The organism is Shewanella sp. SM68 (genome assembly GCF_025653925.1).
In the GTDB taxonomy this organism is placed as follows: Bacteria; Pseudomonadota; Gammaproteobacteria; order Enterobacterales; family Shewanellaceae; genus Shewanella; species Shewanella oncorhynchi.
In genome coordinates this window covers 26,646-48,068 of record NZ_JAKKRU010000003.1, presented here as the reverse complement: position 1 = coordinate 48,068, position 21,423 = coordinate 26,646, and the positions used below count along the sequence as shown (strand labels likewise).

Annotated in this window: 17 protein-coding genes; 10 read left to right on the top strand and 7 right to left on the bottom strand. The window is 45.8% G+C overall.

The genetic code is table 11. The features are described from left to right. The first annotated feature begins 20 nt into the window (after positions 1–20). Both L5M40_RS05840 and L5M40_RS05835 read left to right on the top strand, forming a co-directional pair. On the top strand, positions 21–215 hold the full coding sequence (locus L5M40_RS05840) for a hypothetical protein (RefSeq protein WP_028760637.1): 195 nt from the start codon (positions 21–23) through the stop codon (positions 213–215). Positions 216–359: 144 nt separating this feature from the next. Continuing rightward, entirely contained in the window at positions 360–2,039 is a 1,680-nt protein-coding gene (locus tag L5M40_RS05835; protein WP_263175366.1) for a diacylglycerol kinase family protein, read from the top strand. Between the two features lie 50 nt (positions 2,040–2,089). On the opposite strand, the gene L5M40_RS05830 is transcribed toward L5M40_RS05835, so the two are convergent. The 3 genes from L5M40_RS05830 to L5M40_RS05820 form a co-directional block, all read right to left on the bottom strand. Further along, a complete protein-coding gene (locus L5M40_RS05830; protein WP_263175367.1) occupies positions 2,090–2,749 on the bottom strand; it encodes a hypothetical protein in 660 nt (219 codons plus the stop codon). A gap of 226 nt (positions 2,750–2,975) precedes the next feature. Further along, positions 2,976–4,052: a major royal jelly family protein gene (locus tag L5M40_RS05825; RefSeq protein WP_263175368.1), complete on the bottom strand. Its 1,077-nt coding sequence runs from the start codon at positions 4,050–4,052 to the stop codon at positions 2,976–2,978. A 109-nt stretch (positions 4,053–4,161) separates the two neighbouring features. Then, complete coding sequence (locus L5M40_RS05820; protein WP_028760641.1) at positions 4,162–5,532, bottom strand: sigma-54 interaction domain-containing protein; 1,371 nt, start codon at positions 5,530–5,532, stop codon at positions 4,162–4,164. Between the two features lie 246 nt (positions 5,533–5,778). Here L5M40_RS05820 and L5M40_RS05815 point away from each other — a divergent pair, with 246 nt between their 5' ends. After that, the gene (locus tag L5M40_RS05815; RefSeq protein WP_263175369.1) at positions 5,779–6,234 is read left to right on the top strand and encodes a glutamyl-tRNA reductase; all 456 of its coding nucleotides are present in this window, start codon (positions 5,779–5,781) and stop codon (positions 6,232–6,234) included. A gap of 276 nt (positions 6,235–6,510) precedes the next feature. Further along, positions 6,511–7,065: a BON domain-containing protein gene (locus L5M40_RS05810; RefSeq protein WP_105249747.1), complete on the top strand. Its 555-nt coding sequence runs from the start codon at positions 6,511–6,513 to the stop codon at positions 7,063–7,065. Between the two features lie 267 nt (positions 7,066–7,332). On the opposite strand, the gene L5M40_RS05805 is transcribed toward L5M40_RS05810, so the two are convergent. The 3 genes from L5M40_RS05805 to L5M40_RS05795 form a co-directional block, all read right to left on the bottom strand. After that, the gene (locus L5M40_RS05805; protein WP_113941065.1) at positions 7,333–7,737 is read right to left on the bottom strand and encodes a DUF3224 domain-containing protein; all 405 of its coding nucleotides are present in this window, start codon (positions 7,735–7,737) and stop codon (positions 7,333–7,335) included. 129 nt (positions 7,738–7,866) lie between these two features. Continuing rightward, positions 7,867–8,643, bottom strand: coding sequence for a hypothetical protein (locus L5M40_RS05800; protein ID WP_263175370.1), 777 nt, complete (start codon positions 8,641–8,643; stop codon positions 7,867–7,869). A 213-nt stretch (positions 8,644–8,856) separates the two neighbouring features. Continuing rightward, positions 8,857–9,996 (bottom strand): polysaccharide deacetylase family protein, encoded by a 1,140-nt coding sequence (locus tag L5M40_RS05795; RefSeq protein ID WP_263175371.1) that lies wholly within the window; start codon positions 9,994–9,996, stop codon positions 8,857–8,859. Between the two features lie 324 nt (positions 9,997–10,320). Between L5M40_RS05795 and L5M40_RS05790 the strand changes: the two genes are divergently transcribed. The 3 genes from L5M40_RS05790 to L5M40_RS05780 all read left to right on the top strand — a co-directional run bounded on the left by L5M40_RS05790 (position 10,321) and on the right by L5M40_RS05780 (position 14,871). Continuing rightward, the gene (locus tag L5M40_RS05790) at positions 10,321–10,500 is read left to right on the top strand and encodes a hypothetical protein (protein WP_263175372.1); all 180 of its coding nucleotides are present in this window, start codon (positions 10,321–10,323) and stop codon (positions 10,498–10,500) included. Positions 10,501–10,604: 104 nt separating this feature from the next. Further along, positions 10,605–13,241, top strand: a complete 2,637-nt coding sequence (locus L5M40_RS05785; protein WP_263175373.1) for a TonB-dependent receptor — start codon at positions 10,605–10,607, stop codon at positions 13,239–13,241. 67 nt (positions 13,242–13,308) lie between these two features. Beyond that, entirely contained in the window at positions 13,309–14,871 is a 1,563-nt protein-coding gene (locus tag L5M40_RS05780) for a tryptophan halogenase family protein (RefSeq protein WP_263175374.1), read from the top strand. Positions 14,872–14,880: 9 nt separating this feature from the next. Here L5M40_RS05780 and L5M40_RS05775 read toward each other — a convergent pair whose 3' ends face one another. Then, a complete protein-coding gene (locus L5M40_RS05775) occupies positions 14,881–15,810 on the bottom strand; it encodes an AraC family transcriptional regulator (RefSeq protein ID WP_263175375.1) in 930 nt (309 codons plus the stop codon). A gap of 505 nt (positions 15,811–16,315) precedes the next feature. Here L5M40_RS05775 and L5M40_RS05770 point away from each other — a divergent pair. Genes L5M40_RS05770 through L5M40_RS05760 form a run of 3 tightly spaced genes read left to right on the top strand, consistent with a single transcriptional unit; the run spans position 16,316 to position 21,262 of the window. Further along, positions 16,316–17,608 (top strand): MFS transporter, encoded by a 1,293-nt coding sequence (locus tag L5M40_RS05770; RefSeq protein ID WP_263175376.1) that lies wholly within the window; start codon positions 16,316–16,318, stop codon positions 17,606–17,608. Continuing rightward, positions 17,605–18,477, top strand: a complete 873-nt coding sequence (locus tag L5M40_RS05765) for an ROK family protein (protein ID WP_263175377.1) — start codon at positions 17,605–17,607, stop codon at positions 18,475–18,477. The genes L5M40_RS05770 and L5M40_RS05765 overlap by 4 nt, the downstream gene beginning before the upstream one ends. A 43-nt stretch (positions 18,478–18,520) precedes the next feature. Further along, a complete protein-coding gene (locus L5M40_RS05760) occupies positions 18,521–21,262 on the top strand; it encodes a family 20 glycosylhydrolase (protein ID WP_263256403.1) in 2,742 nt (913 codons plus the stop codon). Positions 21,263–21,423: the final 161 nt, after the last annotated feature.

Here is a 21,423-nt window from a genome sequence, read left to right as displayed (position 1 = left end):
TTTTAGAAAAGGAGATAGATATGAAACCATTTACCCTGATGACAAGTGCAGCATTCGCATTATTACTCGCCCTAGGTTTAACGGCCTGTAGTGATAACAAAGCCGAAGACGCGGGCGAAAAAATCGATGAAGTAATGACTGATACAGGTAACGCCATCGAAGATGCCTGTGAAGAAGTCAAAGAAGGTGTTAAAGCTAAAGATACTAAGTGCTAAACAAACCTGACTTTAGGGTGGCAATAGACTCGTCTACTGCCACCCTTTTGGTTTAGACTCGCTCATTTCTGCATCTCTCATCTCGACATCTATCCATTCAAGTGCAACGATTTTAACCAAGAACAATGGCATTGGAGGACTTGCATGCTAACGAAGATCCACATCAAATATTTGTACACTGCAGGTGCAGTATTGTTAGCCTATTTTGCAGTAACAGACACTTCTCCCCTGCTCACTTTTATTTGTGCATGGACAAGTCTGTCACTGTTTTTAGTCGGTTCAGCCTATTGGTTTAATCTCGCCAGTATTTTTAGAAAACGCCAAGATGGCACTATTCCTTGGTATATTCGTTGGGGTTTTATTCCCTTTTTATTAGGCAGTCGACTCTATAACCACTGGGCCAGAAAATACGATTCAGTACCACCCATGCAAAGGATTGATGAACATCTGTATCTCGGCTGTAGACTCTTTTCCGCAGATCTGGAAACGATTAAAGCCAATAAGATCACTGCCATCCTGGATGTCACCGCTGAATTTGATGGCTTAGATTGGTCGCAATTTGAAGATCATATCGAGTATTTAAATATTCCCATCCTCGACCATAGCGTACCGACCAGCGCCCAACTCAATCAAGCCGTTAACTGGCTGCACCGCCAAGTGCGCGCCAATAAACAGGTACTCATTCACTGTGCCATGGGTCGTGGCCGCTCAGTGCTGGTACTCGCCGCTTATTTGGTTTGTAAAGATAAACAACAGCACTTCGCCGAAGTACTGCAGCAGATAAAGCAAATACGCAAAACCGCTGGCTTAAACAAATGGCAATTACGCGCGCTTGATCGCATGCTCAGTCAAGGGAAAATTAACATCCACAAAGTGGCGTGGATTATCGCCAACCCAGTCTCTGGTGGCGGGAAATGGCAAGAATACAGCGAGCAAATCCAAGATGAACTCAAAGCCTATTTTGACCTAACTTTAAAACTCACAACAGCAGACGAAACTGCAAATATCTTCGCCGAGCAAGCCCGTAATGCAGGCGCTGATATCATTATCGCCTGTGGTGGCGATGGTACTGTGACTGAAGTGGCCTCTCAAATCGTCGATACGGATATCGTCTTAGGCATCATTCCTCTTGGCACAACTAATGCCCTCAGCCATGCCCTCTTTGGTTTAGGCAGTAAGCTTATTCCTATCTCTCAGGCGCTGGATAATATTATTCAAGGGCATTGCCAAGCCATTGATACCGCGCGTTGTAATGAGGAGTTAGTGTTGTTGCTCGTAGGCATAGGGTTTGAGCAACAAATGATTGAATCCGCGAACCGTGAGCGTAAAAATGCCCTCGGCCAGTTTGCCTACCTCGATGGCTTATGGCGCGCAGTGAATGCCGATATCACTTTAACCATCCAGCTCAGCTTAGATGATGCAAAACCCACAACATTGACGACCCATAGCCTAATCGTTGCCAATGCCGCACCGTTTACCAGCGTGTTGGCGCAGGGCGATGGCGAACCAAACATGACCGACGGTTTGCTCGACATTACTTGGTTGGATGCTGGCGATGAACCCAAAGAGCAGTTGCTTAGCCTCGCTGAATTAGCGATTGCAGGATGGGTGAAAGAAGGTAATAAAAATGTGCGAGATCAACAAGCGAGTGCAAGTAAAGTCCATCATGCCCATGCTAAAAAGGTCACTATCAGCAGCCAGCCTAAGTGTAAATATGTGATTGATGGTGAAGTATTTGAGCCTGCGGATCTCACTATAGAAGTCCAGCCAGCATCTCTTAAAGTGTTTGTTCCTTATCAGGAAACCACTGAGCAAGATGAGTGATCGTTGTGGAGGACATCCAGCCTAACTTTTTAGGCTGGATGACTGAGCATTTATAGAACAAACAAAAAATATAAAATATTCAACAAAATAAATATAACCAGCAGAACCAGTACCCGCATGAAATTAAATTCACTACCTTTGGGAAGTGATTTTTGAGTGGTGTTACTAAAATCCTGAAATTTACAATCTATCGCCTGCGCACATTGCTGTAGAACTTGTTGTAATTCCTTTCTATCAGTACTGTCACCTAATATCAATTGAGCACCGTTGGGCTGGTGCAATTCTAAATAAGCCAGATAATGTTGGACAGTATCTTCCGCTTGGCGATTGCGGCTGATCTGATGCCAGCGGGTGATTTGCAGCTGATAAAGTTGCACTGCTTTGATGTCCGAAAAGGCATAGGAACGCCACCGCCACAATCCCATATACCTCCCATTGAAGAAACCTTTACCGAGCCACAATTGCTGTTGCTCAGCATCTAACCAACACTGTTGCTGAACAAACGCAGTCGGTAACACGGGTAACAATAGAAACAGTGTTACCCAGCCGAGAGCGAGCTGTAGTATCGGATCGGGTTGTAAATAGGTTGCTCTGGCGCAGAGTAAACCAAGCAGTAATAACCCAGCAGCAAACAGCCATAATAGAGGTCGGTACTGAGTACTCAGAGTTTGAATATAAAATGCATTTTTAGAAGGTTGATTGAGTTTCACTGAACTTGTTCCTTGTTCCTTGTTCCTTGTTCCAAAAATTATCTCACCATTCAATATTGACCTGTGCCAGTAACAATAAGAGGCATTGATAGTTTGCACAATCAACACCTAACTCATTTCTAGACGCTTTCGAGTTAAACCAAAGACTCACATCAACGTAAATACCAGTTGCGATATAACTCATACTGCAAATATAAGCTGCAACTTTGCAGTTGCAGCTAAGGTGTTATTGACCCGCAGCAGTATCCTCACCGGTCCAGAGTCGCATGATGCGGTAAGGCGGTTTGGCGGTTTCGGCTTTTCCATTAAAGGCTTTTGCTTTATGTAATTGATTCACTGAAATATATAACCAGCCTGTTTCACCAAATTGCACACTATCTGGAAAATCCAGTAGTGGAGAACTGACCGCTGTTGTTAGTGTGCCTTTGTTATCTAGCATGGAAATGGCATTGTGGTTCAAATTGGTAAAGTAATGATTACCTTGTTTGGACGTTGCTGCGCCATCTGATACAGGCTTGGCTCCGACTAATTTTACCGTGGCGATAATTTTATCATTATTGCCTGTTTGTAAAGCCGCAGTCGATAACTGATACCAGTGAGTGCCATTCATTGCACCATAATAGAGTGTACTTCCATCGGCAGATAAACTGATTGGATTGACCGCTACACTGGCAACTTTGCCATTAAACAATGTTGTTTTGTTATCTATGTTCATTACTGCATCCGTTTCGGCCTGCAGCGAGCTATGACCAGAAAAACGTATTGTATGACCATCGTCGATACGCACCGCTAAGAGGCCAGGGTTGGCGATATCGGCTAAATAAATCCAGCCTTTTTGAGAGTCGACAACCAGATCCTGCATAAAGCTGCCTTTAGGCGCGAGAGCTTGTGGTAGGACGATTTGTTTATATAGACTGCCGTCCTTAATGTTGAATCCCCAAATCCTTGTCTGGCCTAATTCTAACCCCATATCTGCGGTCCAGAGGTGTCCAGCCTTGTCCTGAGCAATCCCTAATAAGGTATCAAATTGAGCAGTATTGGCTGTCGATGTTTTTTGCAAATCCGTTGAAGGCCAAGCTTTATAAGCGTTGGTCTCACGATTAACTTCAATCAATTGCAAACCTGATGGTGTATCAAATGGATGTACTGTGGCAAAAATCCGACCTTGTGCAGTGACGCTGACATTGCCAGGTCGTATTGGCAATTCAGCGACTGTTTCAAGACTTCCTACTGCTGGGGTGGCGTTTACAAAACTACTGGCTGTCAAAGAAAGCCATAATGCTGTTGTTAATAAGTGTTTCATATTCTATCTCCGCTTTTTCTGTTTAAGGGCTGTAGAATAGGAGTTATTATTTACAAAAAAAAGAGTATAAAGTTTAGCTCTGTTTCAATATTAATTTGATAATTAATATTTATTCAGCAGTCGTTTCACCGGTCTCGACTTGCTGCTCGTACTTGCTGAGCTTGTTGTAGAGGGTTTTAACGCTGATCCCCAGTTGTTCGGCGGTATCCGTTTTATTACCTTGAGTGGTTTCTAGTGCTTGATAAATAGCGATTCTCTCTAAATCATCTAAGCGCATGCCTTGGGGGATAACAACTTGTTCACCACCACATAAACCCACTTCATTCGTCTGAGGTAGCTGTAAATGGCTGGGTAAAATATCCTGATCGGCCAGAATATAGGCTCGCTCAATTGCATGTTTTAATTCGCGCACATTACCAGACCAAGGGTACTTAGCAATCATCTGAATACAGTCTTCAGCTAAGCTCTTATTCTGCTTTTCGGCCACGTTACGATAGGCAAGAAAATGCTGCGCAAGCCCAATAATATCCTCGCCACGTTCCCGTAAGGGCGGAACGCGAATGGGAAACTGAGCCAAACGAAAGTACAAATCTTCTCGAAATAGCCCTGCCTCTATCGCCACTATGGGATCACGGTTAGTCGCTGCCACAATACGTACGTTTGCACGTTGCACTTTGTCACCACCCACAGGACGATACTCGCTATTTTCCAACACTCTGAGTAACTTCACTTGATGATCAATCGGCATTTCGGTGACTTCATCGAGAAACAAGGTCCCGCCTTCAGCCTGTTCAAATACGCCTTTGTGATCGCGATTCGCCCCCGTAAATGCGCCTTTGACATGACCAAACAGCTCACTGTCGACCAATTCTGGGCTTAATGCACCACAGTTAATCGCAATAAAAGGCTCGTTCACCCTAGGGCTGGCAAGATGTATGGTATTAGCAACCAGTTCTTTCCCTACCCCACTTTCCCCAATAATCAGCACATTACTGCCTGTCGCAGAGACGCGACGAATTGTGCGATATAGCTTGTGCATAGGAGCTGATGAACCAACAAGCAAACCGTATTGGTCTAGCTCGCTAGCAAAAGGATGCAGTCGATTAGGCGATGATGCTAAATACTGTGCAAAATCAGCAAAAATTTCGCTGATTAGCGGCATATCGTAAGGTTTGCGAAAGTGGTAACCCGCAAAATGAGACATTAACTGATCAAGATTAGGATTTGGCTGACCATCGGAGAGAAAAATAAACTCAATATTTGACATGGCCGCATTATCCAGCAGCACAAGGTAATCTTCACGACTAAGACTGGATAACTCAATAATGGCAACATCGACGTGATTTGCCCCTAGCTGCTCTATCCAAGGCAAGTCATCGACACTGCGTAGCTTATTAAAGTCAGCAGCGCCAGCAAGTTCGATGATTGCTTGCTCGGCGCCAACATCCTGCAAGTGATAAAAAAGTGTCAGTCGAGCCATGCGTATCTACTCCCTGTATGAAAAACTACTGTATGTCAGCCATGAAATTTTAACAACAGCAACGGTAATAGTTGCCGATGTTCTAAGATGATATCTCGATGAACTGAGAATATCAGTCTAAAAATCAGCCTGTTAAAATATCATTAAAAACGAGAACAGAATATGCATGGTAGCTGAACGAAACAAAATCAGTTTACCCAATCAGTTAAACAATCTATGTCGAACACTGGCATTAGGAGGCCCATAATGAAGTCTAATGTTGTGCAACATCAGACTGATATCCGCGCCGATATCATGTTGATCGATGAAATCATCAAGCTGAATCAAGAAGGACTCACATTTTACAACCAAGCGAGGAGGTATGTCGAAGACTATAATCTTAAGCGTGTTTTTTCCGCCAAAGCTAACATCCACCAACGAATGTTAACTCGGTTTGAACAGCTGAGACGTTTGGCTGACGAGCCAATTAATGGCCTAAGTCACACCGTGCCCGTCACTTATACTCAAGCAACAGAATTGCTGCAACAGTGCCAAATTTCGCAGGCTATGACCGCCCTTGTCAATATAGAGCAGCAAGTGCTAATCCAAATAAAACAAGCAGTAAGGCAAGCGCATCAGCCACAACTTGCAAACCAACTTGCAGAGGGTGCCGCTTGGCTGCAAATGAGTTACGACGGTACGGGATCGCTCAATCACCATTAATTCTCTGTCGCTAAGTGAGCCAGATTTAACTGACTCCCTTCCACTTTTACTACAAACATAATACCGCACTGATGAGTGCGGTTTTTTATGCTCGAATGATGGCTCAGCATGCCAGAAAAAATTACATTTTGTCGGTAAAAAAGACCGACCTAAAGGAAAGTGCCAAGGTATAAAAACGCCAGATAAAACAATTAAAACATTAAAAATCATTACCTTAAAAACATTGGCACGATTGGCGCATTATCTAGCTTCGAGAAAACAACGGAGGATATGATTATGAAAACTACAACAGCATCAGTACTAGTGGCTTTACTTGTCGGTTCAATCAGTTTAAATGTGGCTGCCGCCCAAGATTGGAAAGGCGGAACCAAGGATGCGTGGATCGATGGTAAAGCAGAAACCACTTTACTGCTCAACACGAATCTCAATTCCTTCGACATCATTACAGATGTCAAAGATGGTAAAGTGACGTTAACAGGTAAAGTGGAAAGCAGTGTGGATAAAGCCCTCGCCACAGAGCTCATCAAGAGTTTAGATGGGGTGAAAGATGTCGATAACCAACTCACTGTGATGAATGAAAAAGAAGGCACCAGTGAAGTTGTTGCCACCTTAACTGACTCTAAAGTTGCCACAGTCATCAAAACGCGTTTACTGTTTTCAACTGACGTATCCGGCACCCAAATTAATGTGGATGTTGCCAATGGCATAGTCACATTGAAAGGTGAAGTTGCCAGCGATGCCGAACGTCAACTAGCACTGAAAATTGCCGAAAATACCGACGATGTGAAAAAGGTCGTTGATAAAATTAAAGTGGTTAAAAAAGTGTCTTAACTCTCGTGACAACGGCATTTTTTAAATTAAACGTATTTTAAGTAACAGCACACCGATCTAGACTCAAGGTTCGATAGTGCTTTATGAAAAAAGAATCAAAAAAACCAGCCTCAGCTGGTTTTTTTATGCCCATTTTCAGACCCAATCGAAAAGACTTACTCGCTTAAATTAAGAAGGGTGAATTCAGATGACTCGAATGATCATAAAGGAGAAGAGTTACAGAAAACTGAGCTAAAACAAAGGCGTTATTCAAGCTTCAAAGCCAAACTAAGCTTCAAAGCCAAACTGGAATGCATAAAAATGTTGGCCATTCTCAATATTGATGGTCATAGTGCCAGTTAACCCCTGCAACTCCCCCGCCCCAGAATGGGGTATCACTTCTAAGATCAGACGATTTTGTCCATCGGTCATAATGCCAAAATGTTGTAATACAAAACTGCCCTGCTTACCGCACAAATTACCAACCACTTGTTCAATGGCCACATAGCCAGCTGAGCCCTTGACTGACGTCATAGCACTGAGCATTTCCCCTTTGCTGCGCCCCTCAAGCTCACCATAAAAGGTTTTATCTAAGCCCATACGTCCTAACGTCACACCACCAATACCAGTAGCATAGGGGCTATCAGGAGTGAGCTTAACATCAAATTTCCCAGTGATTTTGCTAACTTGCATGACACTCTCCTTGTCGAAATCTTATGCTGACCTATTACCTGCTAACGCTTGCTATTGAAGCAAACATCACCCACTTACCGAAAAACAACTTAGCATAAGCCTGCGCAGATCCATAATGGCATTTACACGCTACTTATGTAGGCTAGTCTCACTCACTATCATCTCTATGGTTTTGACTATTTCAGGGCTTTCAGACATGGGTTGGTCAGACGCTCTATCGCGATAAGTCACAGCAATTTTGAATGGGGCTTCGAAAGGATAAACAGGTTCAATACTATCCACCTCGATTCGATCGCCAAGCATGACACTGCCTAAGTGTTTCAAGCTATTGTGTTTAAAATCCAGATTAAACAATCCAAGATACCAAAATACGCCTGAACCTTGAGTCGTCACAATAAAGGGCGCCACAAAGGGCATAGTTTGCATTTTAGGATCATCTTGAATCGGTGCGTCACTTTGGGTGTCCGGCTCTAGAGCGGGATCGAAATTTAACGGTGTAATGCGCAAGTAATCGAGTAATGCTCGACCTTTTATCTCACCATCTTGGTAGTCGCCCATAGCAAACTCTGTTTGCTTGATCTTAATAAAATGTGTCAGTGCAACGGACTTGCCGCCCTCAGGCAGCGTTATTTCAACAGGATTGGCGGTATTTAAGCTAAAGAGTTTAAGCATCACTTCCGATGCATTCGCCACAGGCTTTACCTCAAAAGGTGTCACAGTTTCGATCTCATTCGCCTGAGCCTGAGTTTTTTCATGCGCCATGGCTTCATCGTATTGCATCACCTGTCCATCTTCCATCACCATATAAATATCATCATTGGTCATGTTGAAACGGTAAATACCCGCAGCAAGTAAGGCTAATACCACTAAGGTTGCCGCTATGGTTAATTTTACAAACGTACTCATCTTCTCTCCCCAATCGCGCTCGTTATGCGCTACTTTTCTAACACCGATAAACTTCAAATCAATGTCGGAGCAGTATTACAGATACTGAGTTAAAGCGAAGTGGGTAAAGTGTAAAAAATGCCGCTATTTTGAATTTTGTCAGGCTAAGTTCAGCAACATGCCTTTTACTCGACCAATATGATGGGCCGAGTAAATACTCAGCCCAATACATCACTACTTTTCGTTTTTCCACAAGGCAGGGGTCTGGCTTGGTTGCCAATTGCCTTGGGAGAAATGCGCTTGCACTAAAGAATAGATTTTATCTTGATAGGACACAAACTCAGGTAGTTGATAATTATGCTGATCCTGCCAAGCAGGGGCATAGTTATCTAGCGTATCAAAACGATACCCTTGACGTTGAGCTTCTTCAACAAAACGCTTAATTTTAGGCAAGTTGATGGTTGCACCTTGTCCGCGGTGAGCATTCTCAAACAAGAAGTCGTGGGTCAAGATAACCACCTTCCCGTTATGTAAACCATCACTACAATCTAAGTTCTGCGTACGACTGTTAAGCGGATTCATCGTCGTTCCTGCGCAGGTGTTAATCACTTGATTGACTTTTGCCACCAGCTCAACCCCATCAGCCATGGATTCAGCAGGAAAGGCAACGCCCCAATCCTCTGGTCCCCAGTCTAGATCCCAGCCAAATATTTTATAGTCACTCTCGGCGAGCATGTTTTGAATTTGCACCGCAACTTGCGAACTGTTGGTCGAGGTTTCTGCGGTACAAGCAAAAGTGGGGTCCCAAGGCGGCACAGTATCGGATGTCGCACACAAGCCGTCGCCTTTGAGTTTACTGGTCACTCGCCAACCATTGGTGTAAGGCAAACGTGCCAACTTAGTCATCTTGTTATTGGGATAACTGGCGGCATTAGGAATAAGTTCAACCACTTTGGCCGTGTTCGTCACAAAATAGGTGAAATCGGTGGCCGCATCTTGATAGGATTTTACAGGCCAGAGTCCAACTTGATTACAATATGCCGCCCCAGATTGCACGCCATCAGTGCAGTTATGCAGCATATGATCGTAACTGTGGTTTGCCAGAATATGACCATCATCTAGCAAGCGTTGTAGGGCGACAGCCGCTAACGCCTCGTTTTCATCCCCTTCGCCATACATATGAAACGCATTAATAAAGAACGTCGCCTTAATATTGGCATCCTTTAACGCATCTAACAGCCCTAAGGTCGCGTCAATTGGACCATCATCAAAGGTAAGGTAAATGGTTTTATCGCTGGCGTAGGCCGCACTTAAGCCAGTACTCAAGCTCGCAACACAAAGCCCAACTGCAACGGCTATCGATTTCAGTTTCATGATTTCATCCTATAAATAATGTTTAAAGATGAATAAGTTAGTTCTCTTTACGCACTGGTTAATTCATAACCTGTAGACAGCGAGTTCACTTATCCGTTTAGCTTATCTATAGTGAGTAATCCCGCCGGCATTAGTTATACCATCCTAGCAACAAGCCATACTTTTCTACGCTAAGTCGATAAATTCTGCCTTTGCCCCAGTTATACCAATCACATTAAATATCTAATCAGTTCAGAGCCTCACAGGCATTTCAATCCAAGGCGCATTGACGCAGAAATGGTCATTCCCTTTTAAGTCAATGCAACACCGGAGTGGGATACCTGTGTGGCTCCCAAAGGGCGGGTTTCAACGCGCTTTATACTGCGTTTAAGGCTTTCGACAGAGCACCACTATGCCTTCAAGCCTTCGCCTTGTCTAAAGCGCGTTGAATTCCCGCTGAATGAACAGATATTTAATACGATTGGTATTAACGATCCCCCTTACCCAAGGCTTCAAAGACAATAGAAAAATACCAATCCTAGTGTGAAAAGTACCGCATCAACAATTCGATAACAGGTAAGTTAACTGGAGAAAAAAACAACATAAAAGCACTACAGGGATGCAATAACATGTCAGAAGGTCAACTATTTAAGAGCTCTTTGCTCGCATTATGTATCGCTAACGCCTTGTTCGGGATGAGCTCAACCGCAGTCGCGGCGGAGCAACAAGAGGCAACGGCAGAAAATATTGAGGTAATCCAAGTACGCGGCATACGTCGCTCGATTGAAGCCTCAATGAATACCAAACGCTTCGCCGACTCCACGGTCGATGCTATCACCTCGGAAGATATCGGTAAGTTTCCCGATAAAAATATCGGTGATGCGCTGCAGCGAATTTCTGGGGTGACGGTCGATAGGCAATACGGTGAAGTGAGTGGGGTCACCATTCGTGGTACAGCGCCAGAACAGAGTCGTATTTTGCTGAACGGTCAAACCGTTGCGAGCACCTCTTGGTATGATCTTGGTCCTGCCACTCGTACCTTCAACATGGAATTATTGTCAGCCGAGCAAGTCAGTGCGGTTGAAGTCCACAAAACGCCAACCGCTAGCCTTGAAGAAGGTGCGCTGGGCGGCACTGTCGATCTCAAAACCCGCAAGCCCTTAGATCTCGATGCCCACACCTATCAAGTCGCTGGCGAGCTGAGCCAAAGCAGCCTGTACGATGAAACAGACCCGAGTGGCTCATTCCTCGGAAGCTGGAAAAATGACGATGAAAAGTTCGGCATTTTAGGCGCCTATTCAGTAGAAAAAATTACCAGCGGCCGCCAAGTACTGGAATCTCTCAGTGGTTATTATGAATACTTCGCCGCTGATCCTGCACAAAACCAAGAATCAACTGTCGGGGCGTGGGGGATTGGCTCACAGGCGTTTAGGGCCGAACGTGAACGGACCAGTGCCCAAGTTACACTGCAATTTGCACCGACTGAAAAAACAGAGTTCACTTTAGATTACTTTAATTTTGAACTCGATATCCCCCACGTAAACCATAACTTCTTAACCGTTGGCGCCCGCGGTTCGGGCTCCACCAACGTAGTAAATAACGCCCAAGGCGGCACAGCATCGGCAACAATTCTGCCAGCGTATGCGTCGATTATTTATAACCCTGTGGTACGCCACGCGGTTAATATGAAGTCTGACGTACTCAACTTAACCGGAAAATACGTCGGGGACAGTTTCACCCTTAGCGGCGTCATTGGCCAATCGACCTCAGATGGCGGCACCCAAGGCGGCTCATCTTCTTGGTGGATCCCTGCGACGGATCAAGGCGGCAAAATTGGCGATCCCGCCTTCCCTAATGGTCAAGGCAGTGTCGATGGTGGCTTTAGTTACGATGCCACAGGTCCCTATCAAGTGGTGCTCACGAGCCTAGATGCCAACGATGCTAGCCAGTTCAAGCACGCCCAAGAGGCCAACTACGAAACCACAGTGCAAGATCATAAAGTCACCTACGCACAGTCTGACTTCGAATATCAACTCGATCATGATTTTATTAATAAAATTGCGGTCGGGATTAAGTACAACACCAGTGATTTCAAGCGTAATGCCTTCAACCGTAACCCCCCAGAAATCTTAGGTTTTGTGCCCAATGGCAACCTAGCCAACTGGAGCGATGGCGTACTGTCTGGCCTGCATTCCCAGAGCGGCGGCAATGTGCTCGACTCCTATGCCAAGTTAGATGAAGACAAATGGTGGGCGTTTATCAGCGAGAAATACGCCAATGGCGAGTTAGTGGAAGTCGCCGATCTCGGTAACACCTTCACTGTCGAAGAGGATATGTTGGCCCTGTACGCCCAAGCGGATTTCAGCGGCGAATTCTATCGTGGTAACTTTGGTTTGCGTTACGTTAACACAGACCAAACCTCAACCGGTTTTGCCGATGGCAAACCCTACAATGAATCCGTTAATTACGATAATTGGTTACCGAGTATCAACGTCGCCTTCGATCTACAAGAAGATCTAATCCTACGTGCCTCGGCCTCTGCCGTGATGGCGCGTAACAACTACAGCGACCTCAAACCAGGTTTAGCCATAGCGAAAAACTTTGGTACTGCAACCGGCGGTAATCCAAATTTAAAACCCTATAAGGCAAACCAAGCCGACCTTGGCATCGAATGGTACTTCACTGAATCTTCTATGCTGTCGGCAGCATTGTTCTACAAAGATATTGATAACGTAGTGTTTGTCACTGAGTCGACTCAGTACATTGAAGGTTGCGGCGCGTCAGAATCCGAGTGGAATAAATGCCGTGTCACAGCCCCAGCCAACGGCGGTAGCGGCTCTGTTACTGGGCTTGAAATCCAGCTACAACATAACTTTGAAAGCGGTTTTGGCTTCTTAACCAACTACACCTATGTTGACAGTAAAAGCACTCGCCCTGATGGCACCGAGCAGATGATTGAAGGTGTGTCAGAAAACTCCTTCAACGGCTCACTCTTCTACGAAGATGATCTGTTCAGCGCCCGTATCGCCTATAACTGGCGTTCAGAATACTTAGGCGTGGGTAATATTCAAAACGTGTTAAACGACAGCTATCAACAAGTGGATGCCTCGATTATTTGGCATGCAATGGAGAACTTAGATATCTCACTCGAAGGGGTTAACTTAACCAATGAAGTGGTGCAATCCTATGATGTTAAATACGGATTAACCCAAAACACCATCGAATTTGGTTCGCGTTATTTCGTCGGTGCCAGCTACAAATTTTAAACTTGAGTCACACCATAGCCGACCTTAGGGTCGGCTTTTTGCGTTGATAATGCAGCGGGGATAAGCCATGAAAGTGAAGCAAGCAATCAGAAAAATCATTATCTTAGGTGGCGGCACCGCAGGTTGGATGGCAGCGGCAGCCCTCGCGAATAACCCCGTATTTGCCGCCATTGAGCTCTGTTTAGTGGAATCGGACAACATAGGCACCATAGGCGTTGGTGAAGGTTCAACGCCACACTTGAAACGCTTTATGGACAACTTAGGCATTAGCGAAAAAGATTGGATGGAACAATGCCACGCCAGCTATAAAACTGGCATCGATTTCATCAACTGGAATGGGGACGGGCAGCAATACTTTCACCCCTTCTATTGTCAAATGGATGTGAAACCCGCTGAAGTTTTCTTTATCAACGCCAATGCAAGACGCCGAGGGCATGGGAATGCCGTTAAACCCGATGCATTTTTCTCCAGCGGCGTATTGGCCAAGCACAATCTCAGCCCAAGGCCGAATAAAACAATGCCCTGCGCTAACGAATACGGCTATCACTTCGATGCCACTGAGCTGGCCAATTACTTAAAAGATTATGCCTGCCAACGCGGCGTAAAACACCTCATCGGCGATGTCATTGAAGTTTCAACAACCCAAAACCAACATATAGACGCCTTAATGCTGGCGAATGGCGAACGACTTAACGCCGACTTTTTTATCGATGCCAGCGGCTTTAGCGCTAAGTTAATTCATAAAACCCTAGGCGTACCCTTTCAATCCTTCGCCAATGAACTGCTCAACGACAGCGCCGTCACTGTACCTGTTCCTGTTCCTGTTCCTGCATTAATGGACACCACTCAAACACAGCAAACCCATGATCTACAAAACCATGCATTGCAAACCCAAGCACAGCAAGCCAAGTACCATACCCGCGCAACGGCGCTCAGTGCGGGCTGGCTATGGCAAATTCCCCTCACCCACAGGCTTGGCAATGGCTATGTTTATAGCAGTCGCCACCTCAGTGCCAATGCCGCGGCCAAAGAATTATTGCACAGTGTTAATCTGCCTGAATCAACCCAAGTACGGTTTCTCAAAATGCGGGTCGGTGTCAGTGACAAGGCTTGGCACAACAATGTGTTGGCGATAGGACTCGCGCAAAGTTTTATCGAACCACTCGAAGCCACGTCCATCATGATGACCCAATTTACCCTTGAAAAATTTATGTCGTTATTCGAGCGCTATCAATTGAATAAGCAGGCAGAGACCTTAAGTCGACAAACACTCAATCAGGCGGTCATGCAGTTAGTGCTCGGCATAAAGGATTATATTCAGGCCCATTATGTCACCAGCCAGCGCAGCGAACCCTATTGGTTGGCGGCGAGAAAAGTCACCATTTCCCAAAGGCTGACGCAACTATTGCAAGCTTGGTATCAAGGGGAAGACTTTGATCTGCTGCTTTACCAATACGATCAGCAACTCGCCTACTTTCGCCCTTCTTGGTATGCGCTGTTAGCGGGAATGGATTACCGCGACCCAAAACTGAAGCGCCCATTTGAGCCGATTTCAGCGGAGATCACGGCGCAAGCGATACGCTACAGCCAAACCTTAGTGGAGCAGTATTTTCAGCCTAAGCATCCGTGATAAGAATGGTTAAATTGCCCTTTGTTTACTGCTAAAGCACTGACGAAAACGACTCGGCGTGACACCTTTAAATTGAATAAAACGCCGATTAAAATTGGATAAGTTGTTGAAACCACACTGATCGCTGATGATTGATATCGGACTTTGATTTGACAGCAGTAACTTGCACGCCTTAGCTATCCTGAGTTGATTGATAAACTCAGTTAAGGTTTTCTCGGTGCGTTTTTTAAAGAAGCGATGGAAGTGATTGGTGCTCATATGCGCCAACTTTGCCAAATCCTGTGCCGACAAGGCCTGAGTGTAATTGTCATAGATATGCTCAATCACTTTATCGAGCTTTTTCACGGTAAAGTCGAGTTTACTACCGTGGGTAAACAAGGTGCTCGACAAGAGTTCTTGCTGACTATCCTGTTGTAATAATGCTAATAATTCCAATAACAAAATATAGCGTCTAAAAGGATTGGCCGTCTCCATCGCGATAAACACACTATGGGCCTTACGCGCCGTTTCCTCACTAAACAACACACCTCGTTTGGCATGGGTCAAAAGTGAATGCAAAGACGCTAACTCACGTTGCTCATTCACAATTTGGTGTAGCCAGACCGCTGGAATTTGTGCCACATAAACAACTTCCTGCACTCTCGCATTCGAAGTGTCGTCTTTTAGCGCGTTGCCATTTGATATCTCGTCAGTTGAAACACCAAGGTTAACCTCGGATTGCCAGCCGTGGGGCATATCTGGGCCTATGATCACTAAATCATAATCGCCATAACGGGCAATATGGTCGCCCACATAACGCATACCATAACTGTTGAGGGTTAAGCAGATTTCGTACTCGGGGTGATAATGCCAATTGAGATCCATGTGGTCCCATTCATAACGAAAGTAACGCCAAGAGCTATTTTCATCGGGGATCACTTTTTCACACAGAGGTTTCATCCATTAAACTCCAGTTGCTCATTCCTTTACCTTAGCTTCAATCAGCTCTTATAGTTCAACGCCATTCACTCAAGCTAGCCGTTATGCAAACCTGTTAAATTATTCAATTACTTAGACCTTATTTTTAATGCCAGCCTTGACCTATCAGCGCGGCGAAATAGCTGTGCCTTCGCGCACTATTGTCTATAGCAAGTCAGCCTTGCAGTGATACTAAAATCCGCCACTCCAATACTATTCTATCCAATGTTAATTAAAGGTAACTATTTTACAAGTAAATAGGTTATCAGCAGAGGCTAAAACATGGTTTTCTCTATGCTCATCCGCAGCAACTATCTGCTGCCCACTATCTACAGCAAGTATTTACAGCACCTGATGTAAATCAACCCAATCAGCGCAAACACGATTTGACTATGTGAGAAAAGTATCGACAGAGGCACCATTCGTATCACCACCAAGGCGAGCGTCAAGCCACAATGAATTTCACTTAATTCAATTGGCTAAGCACATGAAACACAAACTCATCATTCTGTTTGTTCTCTGCACTTTCTTTGTGATTTCTTTGATGACCAACAGCATGGGGCCGATTTTCCCTGCGTTAATTGACAGTTATGCTATCGGCCTGACGTTGGCGGGGTTATTTCCCTTTGCGTTTTTTATCGCCTACGGCGTGACATCGATTCCTGCGGGGATTTTGGTGGACAAGTACGGTGAAAAGCGGGTGATCATCTTAGCCTTTAGCCTGGCGTTTATCGGCGCCGTGACTTTTGTGTGTCTGCCCACCTTTAGCATCGCCATGTTTAGCCTGTTTTGTATTGGCACTGGCATGAGTTTATTGCAGGTAGCAGTGAATCCCTTATTGCGACAAGCTGCGGGGCCTGAGCATTTTGCCTTTTTCTCCGTACTGGCCCAACTTGCCTTTGGCGGCGCCGCGACCTTAGCGCCGCTGGTGTATCAGCATTTTGTCGCCTTAGATCAAGCCAGTGTTGCATCAGCCAACTATGTGCAACAGCTATTGCCCGAGAACATGAGTTGGCTCGCCATGTATTGGTTATTCGCCGTGGTCGCGCTCGCCATGGTGCTCTTTGCCAGCCTAGTGAAGATGCCCAAAGTGAATAAACTGGCAGATGAGTCGGCAGGTGCCCTCGAGACCCATTTACGCCTTTTCAAAGATAAAACCGTTTTGAAATTCTTCTTCGCTATCGCCGCCTACGTTGCGCTTGAGCAAGGGCTTGCTAACAGTATCTCAGTCTTTTTGCTGCAATATCATGGTCTTGATACCTTAAGTGTCGGCGCCAATGTGGTTAGCGATTTTTGGTTTTACATGACGCTCGGCTGCCTACTCGGTTTGCTGCTACTTAAACTTATCGACAGTCAGATCTTGCTGCTCAGTTTTTCCCTTAGTTCACTGGTTTGTTTTCTGGTGGCGATTTGGGGACCGAGCCAACTAACATTAATTTGTTTCCCATTGGTTGGCTTTTTCATTTCTATCATGTGGTCGGTGATCTTCTCGTTGGCGCTCAATTCGCGCACTCAAGATCATGGATCATTCGCCGGCATTCTCTGTACCGGCATTATCGGCGGCGCGTTTATCTCGCCGATCATTGGTGTTATCAGTGAGCTGTCCGGCGAATTACGGTTCGGGATGTTAGTGCTGCTAATCCCTATGGCTTACATAGGTTATGTCGCCCTAACGGCTCGTCCCTTGATTAAAAACACCACATTATTTTCAACAAAAGCGGCCTCAAAGAATGACGAGCCGATGGCAACAAACAACACGAGAGGCAACAAGCTATTATGAGCGTCCTATGTTTAGATCTTGGGGGAACTAAACTGATGTTGGCACAGGTGGAAGGTAAAACCTTACTCGACACTTGGCGCTATCCCGTTCCCGCCGATGGCAACTTTGAGCAACTGTTCGATTTTCTCGTGACCTGCATCCACAGTCACCTCACGCCCGAAACCTCTGGCATTTCCATCGGTATCCCAGGCATGGTGGATATGCAGAGCGGCACCTTACTCGAAGTGCTCAATATCCCGGCGCTGACGGCGACTCAGTTAGCCCGGCAGCTGCAAAATACCTTTGAAATTGACGTCGTTGTGAATAACGATGCTAACCTCTTTGCCCTTGGCGAAGCTGTGCTCAACAGCAATCAAGACATGCTCGGGATTACCTTAGGCACTGGCGTGGGCGCTGGGGTGATTTTTAATGGTCAGCTGTATTCGGGTAAACATTGCGCCGCAGGTGAAATCGGCAGTTTGAGTTATCGTGATGGCATTATTGAGCACTACTGCTCGGGGCAATACTTCACCACTCATCACCAGATGAGTGGTGAGCATTTGTACCAAAAAGCCTGTGAAGGTGACAGCCAAGCGCTGCAAGCCTTCGCCCATTTTGGCGAACACTTGGCGCACATGATCGCCCAAACCTTACTGGTATACGATCCCAAAGATATCATCCTTGGCGGCTCAGTCAGCCAAAGCTTTCCCTTTTTTATTGAAGCGCTTAAACAGAAATTGCAAAGCTTAGTCTATGGCCCGCAACTGACAGACTTGACGATTTCAGCCAGCCAACATCACAATGCAGCCCTCATAGGTGCCGCGCAGTGGTTTTTACAACAACAGAAAATCAAGCGGTTTCAACTAACATCACAATGCTCCAGCAATTGATCGACGCAGCGCCGTGGTTTTTACAACAAAAGGACTCAGCTAAGTGAAAGGACAAATAACACAGAAAGGGAAAATACAGTGGCAGAGGATTAAGACGGCCTTAGTCAGCAGCGTCATGGCAGTGCTTCCCGTGGCGTCGGTGCTTTCAATACTTGTAATGCCATCAGTACAGGCCGCCAATGCTGTGCAGGAGGCAAATCATGTCGCACTTAATCAATTAGCCGATAAGCTCCAATTAAATTATCAGTTAACCGCCAGTTATCTTGAAACCTGTCCCGCTAAAGAAGCCCAATGCTATCGCTCCGCCATTGAGCTGACCTTGCCCACTCAGCTATCGAACGACAAGTTATCCAGCGAAGAGTTAAATCACGGCGACTGGCAAATTTATTTCAGCCAATTATCGCCCGTTTATTTCGTCGATGCGGGTGACTTTAGCATTGAGCATATCAATGGCGATTTACATAAAATCACTCCTAAAGCCAGCTTTAAGGGATTCGTCGCCAATCAAGTTTATCGTATTGAGTTTTATAGCAAAGGCAGCCAAATCACCCGTTCCGAGTTTATGCCAAACTTCTTTGTCGCTATGGGCGATAAGGCGCAGGTCATAAAGAGCACTCAAACAAGGCGCGATCCAGAAACGGGTTTAGCCGAGCAAGACTACCTCGCGCCTTTTAATGCCGAGAAACAATTCTTACTGGCAAAAAACGATGCAACCCCCTTTGCCGATGGCCAGTATTTAGCAGAGCAATATCAAGCCTTAGCCGCAGACAAAGCACCTGACATTAGCGGCAAACTTATCCCCACGCCACTTCATAGCCAAAGCCTAAACTCGGCGCCTTTATCCCTTGCTAAAGGTTATCGACTCACGGCTGCAACTGTCGATTTTAAGGGACGGCAGGCGGCATTTGATTACCTCGATTCTTTAGGCTTTTCGGCCAAGGACAAAGGCACGCCGCTATTATTGCAACTCGATGCTCAAGCACCTAAAGTCGCAAGCACTGAAGCCCATGATAGTGAAATTAAAAGCAGCGAAGCCTATCGGTTAACCATAACGACTGAACAAATCAGTATTCGAGCAAGCAGTGAAGCTGGACTCTTTTATGGCCTACAGAGCCTAGCTGGGTTGATCAGTTTAAGTGACGATCAACTGGTCGCCATCGATATTCAAGACCAGCCTCGCTACGCCTTTCGCGGCCTACATATCGATTTAGCCCGTAACTTTCACTCGCTCGATTTTATTAAACGCATTATCCCACAGCTCGCCGCCTATAAAATCAATAAGCTGCATTTGCACTTAGCCGACGATGAAGGTTGGCGTTTAGCCATCCCAGGCTTACCTGAACTGACCGATGTGGGCGCAAAACGCTGTTTCGATTTAACCGAGCAAACCTGTTTATTGCCACAACTGGGCAGTGGCATAGCGGACGTAAACCCCGTCGATGGCTACTTAACCGTGGCGCAATACCAAGAAATATTACAACTGGCTGATGCTCACCATATCGAAGTGATCCCTTCACTGGACATGCCGGGGCATTCACGCGCCGCAATAAAATCCATGGAGGCGCGTTATCACCATTACCTCGCCAAGGGAGACAAAGCTAAGGCGGAGGAGTTTTTACTGACTGAATTTACAGATAAAACCCAATATTCGTCGATTCAGTATTACCACGACAACACACTCAATGTGTGTCTGCCGAGCACCTATCACTTTATCGATACTGTGCTTGATGAAGTTAAAAAGATGCACCAAGCCATAGGCATTCCATTAGTGCATTACCACATAGGCGCCGATGAAACCGCAGGCGCTTGGGTAGAATCCCCCGCGTGTATCGCAATGAAAAAACAAAAAGCCGATGAGTTAGCCGGACTGCATTCGCTCAATGGTTACTTTATCGAACGCGTTGCTAATATGCTGGCGGAGAAAGGGATTATTGCCGCTGGTTGGAATGATGGTATGGGTGAAGTGCGTCCCGAAAACATGCCCGCCCAAGTGCAATCTAACGCTTGGTCGCAGATTTCAGACAACGGCCATCAAATCGCCCATAAGCAAGCAAATTTGGGCTGGAAGGTCGTTATCTCAACGCCAGAAGTCACCTATTTTGATTTCCCCTACGCTAGCCATCCAGATGAGCGCGGCAATCATTGGGCCTCGAGGGCAATAGACAGTTTTAAGGTGTTTAGCTTTATGCCCGATAATCTGCCCGCCCATGCCGAGCGCTGGCACAATAGCTTAAATCAGCCATTTGTGTCGGACGATAGCCACAGCCAGCTCAAACCGAGACACGGTTTTTACGGCTTGCAGGGGCATCTTTGGAGCGAAATGGTGCAATCGGACGAGCAAGCAGAATACATGTTATTTCCGCGCATGGTCGCCCTCGCCGAACGGGCATGGCATAAAGCACCATGGGAATTAGCCTATGATTATCAAGGTAAAATCTATAGCCAGCAAACTCAACATTTCGCCCGCCAACTCAAGGGCCAAGCCGAGCAAGTCCTCAAACAGGATTGGCAAACCTTCGCCGCGGTTTATGCCAATAAAGTGCAACCTAAGTTAGCAAAAGCGGGAGTTTTCTATCGCATAGCACCGCCAGGAATACGTGTTGAACATCAGCAGTTAGTGCTCAATAGCTTATATCCCAATGCCGAGTTGGAATACCAACTCGACTCAGGACCTTGGCTAAGCTACCGCCAAGCTTTCAAGCTTAATGATGTCAAACACATCCGCGCCAGAGTCAAAGATGGCGCACGTTACTCTCGCCCATCGACTTGGCAAAACACCCTCTAGTCGTTTCTCGCACAATGTCGGCCATCATATGTGATGGTCGATACGTTAATTGACTATTAATACCACTGGTCGATGGGTTAAGCATGAGCTTACATTGAGGCTTTTCAATAACAGCGCAACTCAGGCTATAATCTCGCTATTCGCGATAACACTCTCGTGAT

Excerpts from the sequence above, each read along its gene's own strand:
- L5M40_RS05840 (WP_028760637.1), top strand. The coding sequence starts at position 21 with ATGAAACCATTTACCCTGATGACAAGTGCAGCATTCGCATTATTACTC.
- L5M40_RS05835 (WP_263175366.1), top strand. The coding sequence starts at position 360 with ATGCTAACGAAGATCCACATCAAATATTTGTACACTGCAGGTGCAGTA.
- L5M40_RS05825 (WP_263175368.1), bottom strand. The coding sequence starts at position 4,052 with ATGAAACACTTATTAACAACAGCATTATGGCTTTCTTTGACAGCCAGT.
- L5M40_RS05820 (WP_028760641.1), bottom strand. The coding sequence starts at position 5,532 with ATGGCTCGACTGACACTTTTTTATCACTTGCAGGATGTTGGCGCCGAG.
- L5M40_RS05815 (WP_263175369.1), top strand. The coding sequence starts at position 5,779 with ATGAAGTCTAATGTTGTGCAACATCAGACTGATATCCGCGCCGATATC.
- L5M40_RS05810 (WP_105249747.1), top strand. The coding sequence starts at position 6,511 with ATGAAAACTACAACAGCATCAGTACTAGTGGCTTTACTTGTCGGTTCA.
- L5M40_RS05805 (WP_113941065.1), bottom strand. The coding sequence starts at position 7,737 with ATGCAAGTTAGCAAAATCACTGGGAAATTTGATGTTAAGCTCACTCCT.
- L5M40_RS05800 (WP_263175370.1), bottom strand. The coding sequence starts at position 8,643 with ATGAGTACGTTTGTAAAATTAACCATAGCGGCAACCTTAGTGGTATTA.
- L5M40_RS05795 (WP_263175371.1), bottom strand. The coding sequence starts at position 9,996 with ATGAAACTGAAATCGATAGCCGTTGCAGTTGGGCTTTGTGTTGCGAGC.
- L5M40_RS05785 (WP_263175373.1), top strand. The coding sequence starts at position 10,605 with ATGTCAGAAGGTCAACTATTTAAGAGCTCTTTGCTCGCATTATGTATC.
- L5M40_RS05780 (WP_263175374.1), top strand. The coding sequence starts at position 13,309 with ATGAAAGTGAAGCAAGCAATCAGAAAAATCATTATCTTAGGTGGCGGC.
- L5M40_RS05775 (WP_263175375.1), bottom strand. The coding sequence starts at position 15,810 with ATGAAACCTCTGTGTGAAAAAGTGATCCCCGATGAAAATAGCTCTTGG.
- L5M40_RS05770 (WP_263175376.1), top strand. The coding sequence starts at position 16,316 with ATGAAACACAAACTCATCATTCTGTTTGTTCTCTGCACTTTCTTTGTG.
- L5M40_RS05765 (WP_263175377.1), top strand. The coding sequence starts at position 17,605 with ATGAGCGTCCTATGTTTAGATCTTGGGGGAACTAAACTGATGTTGGCA.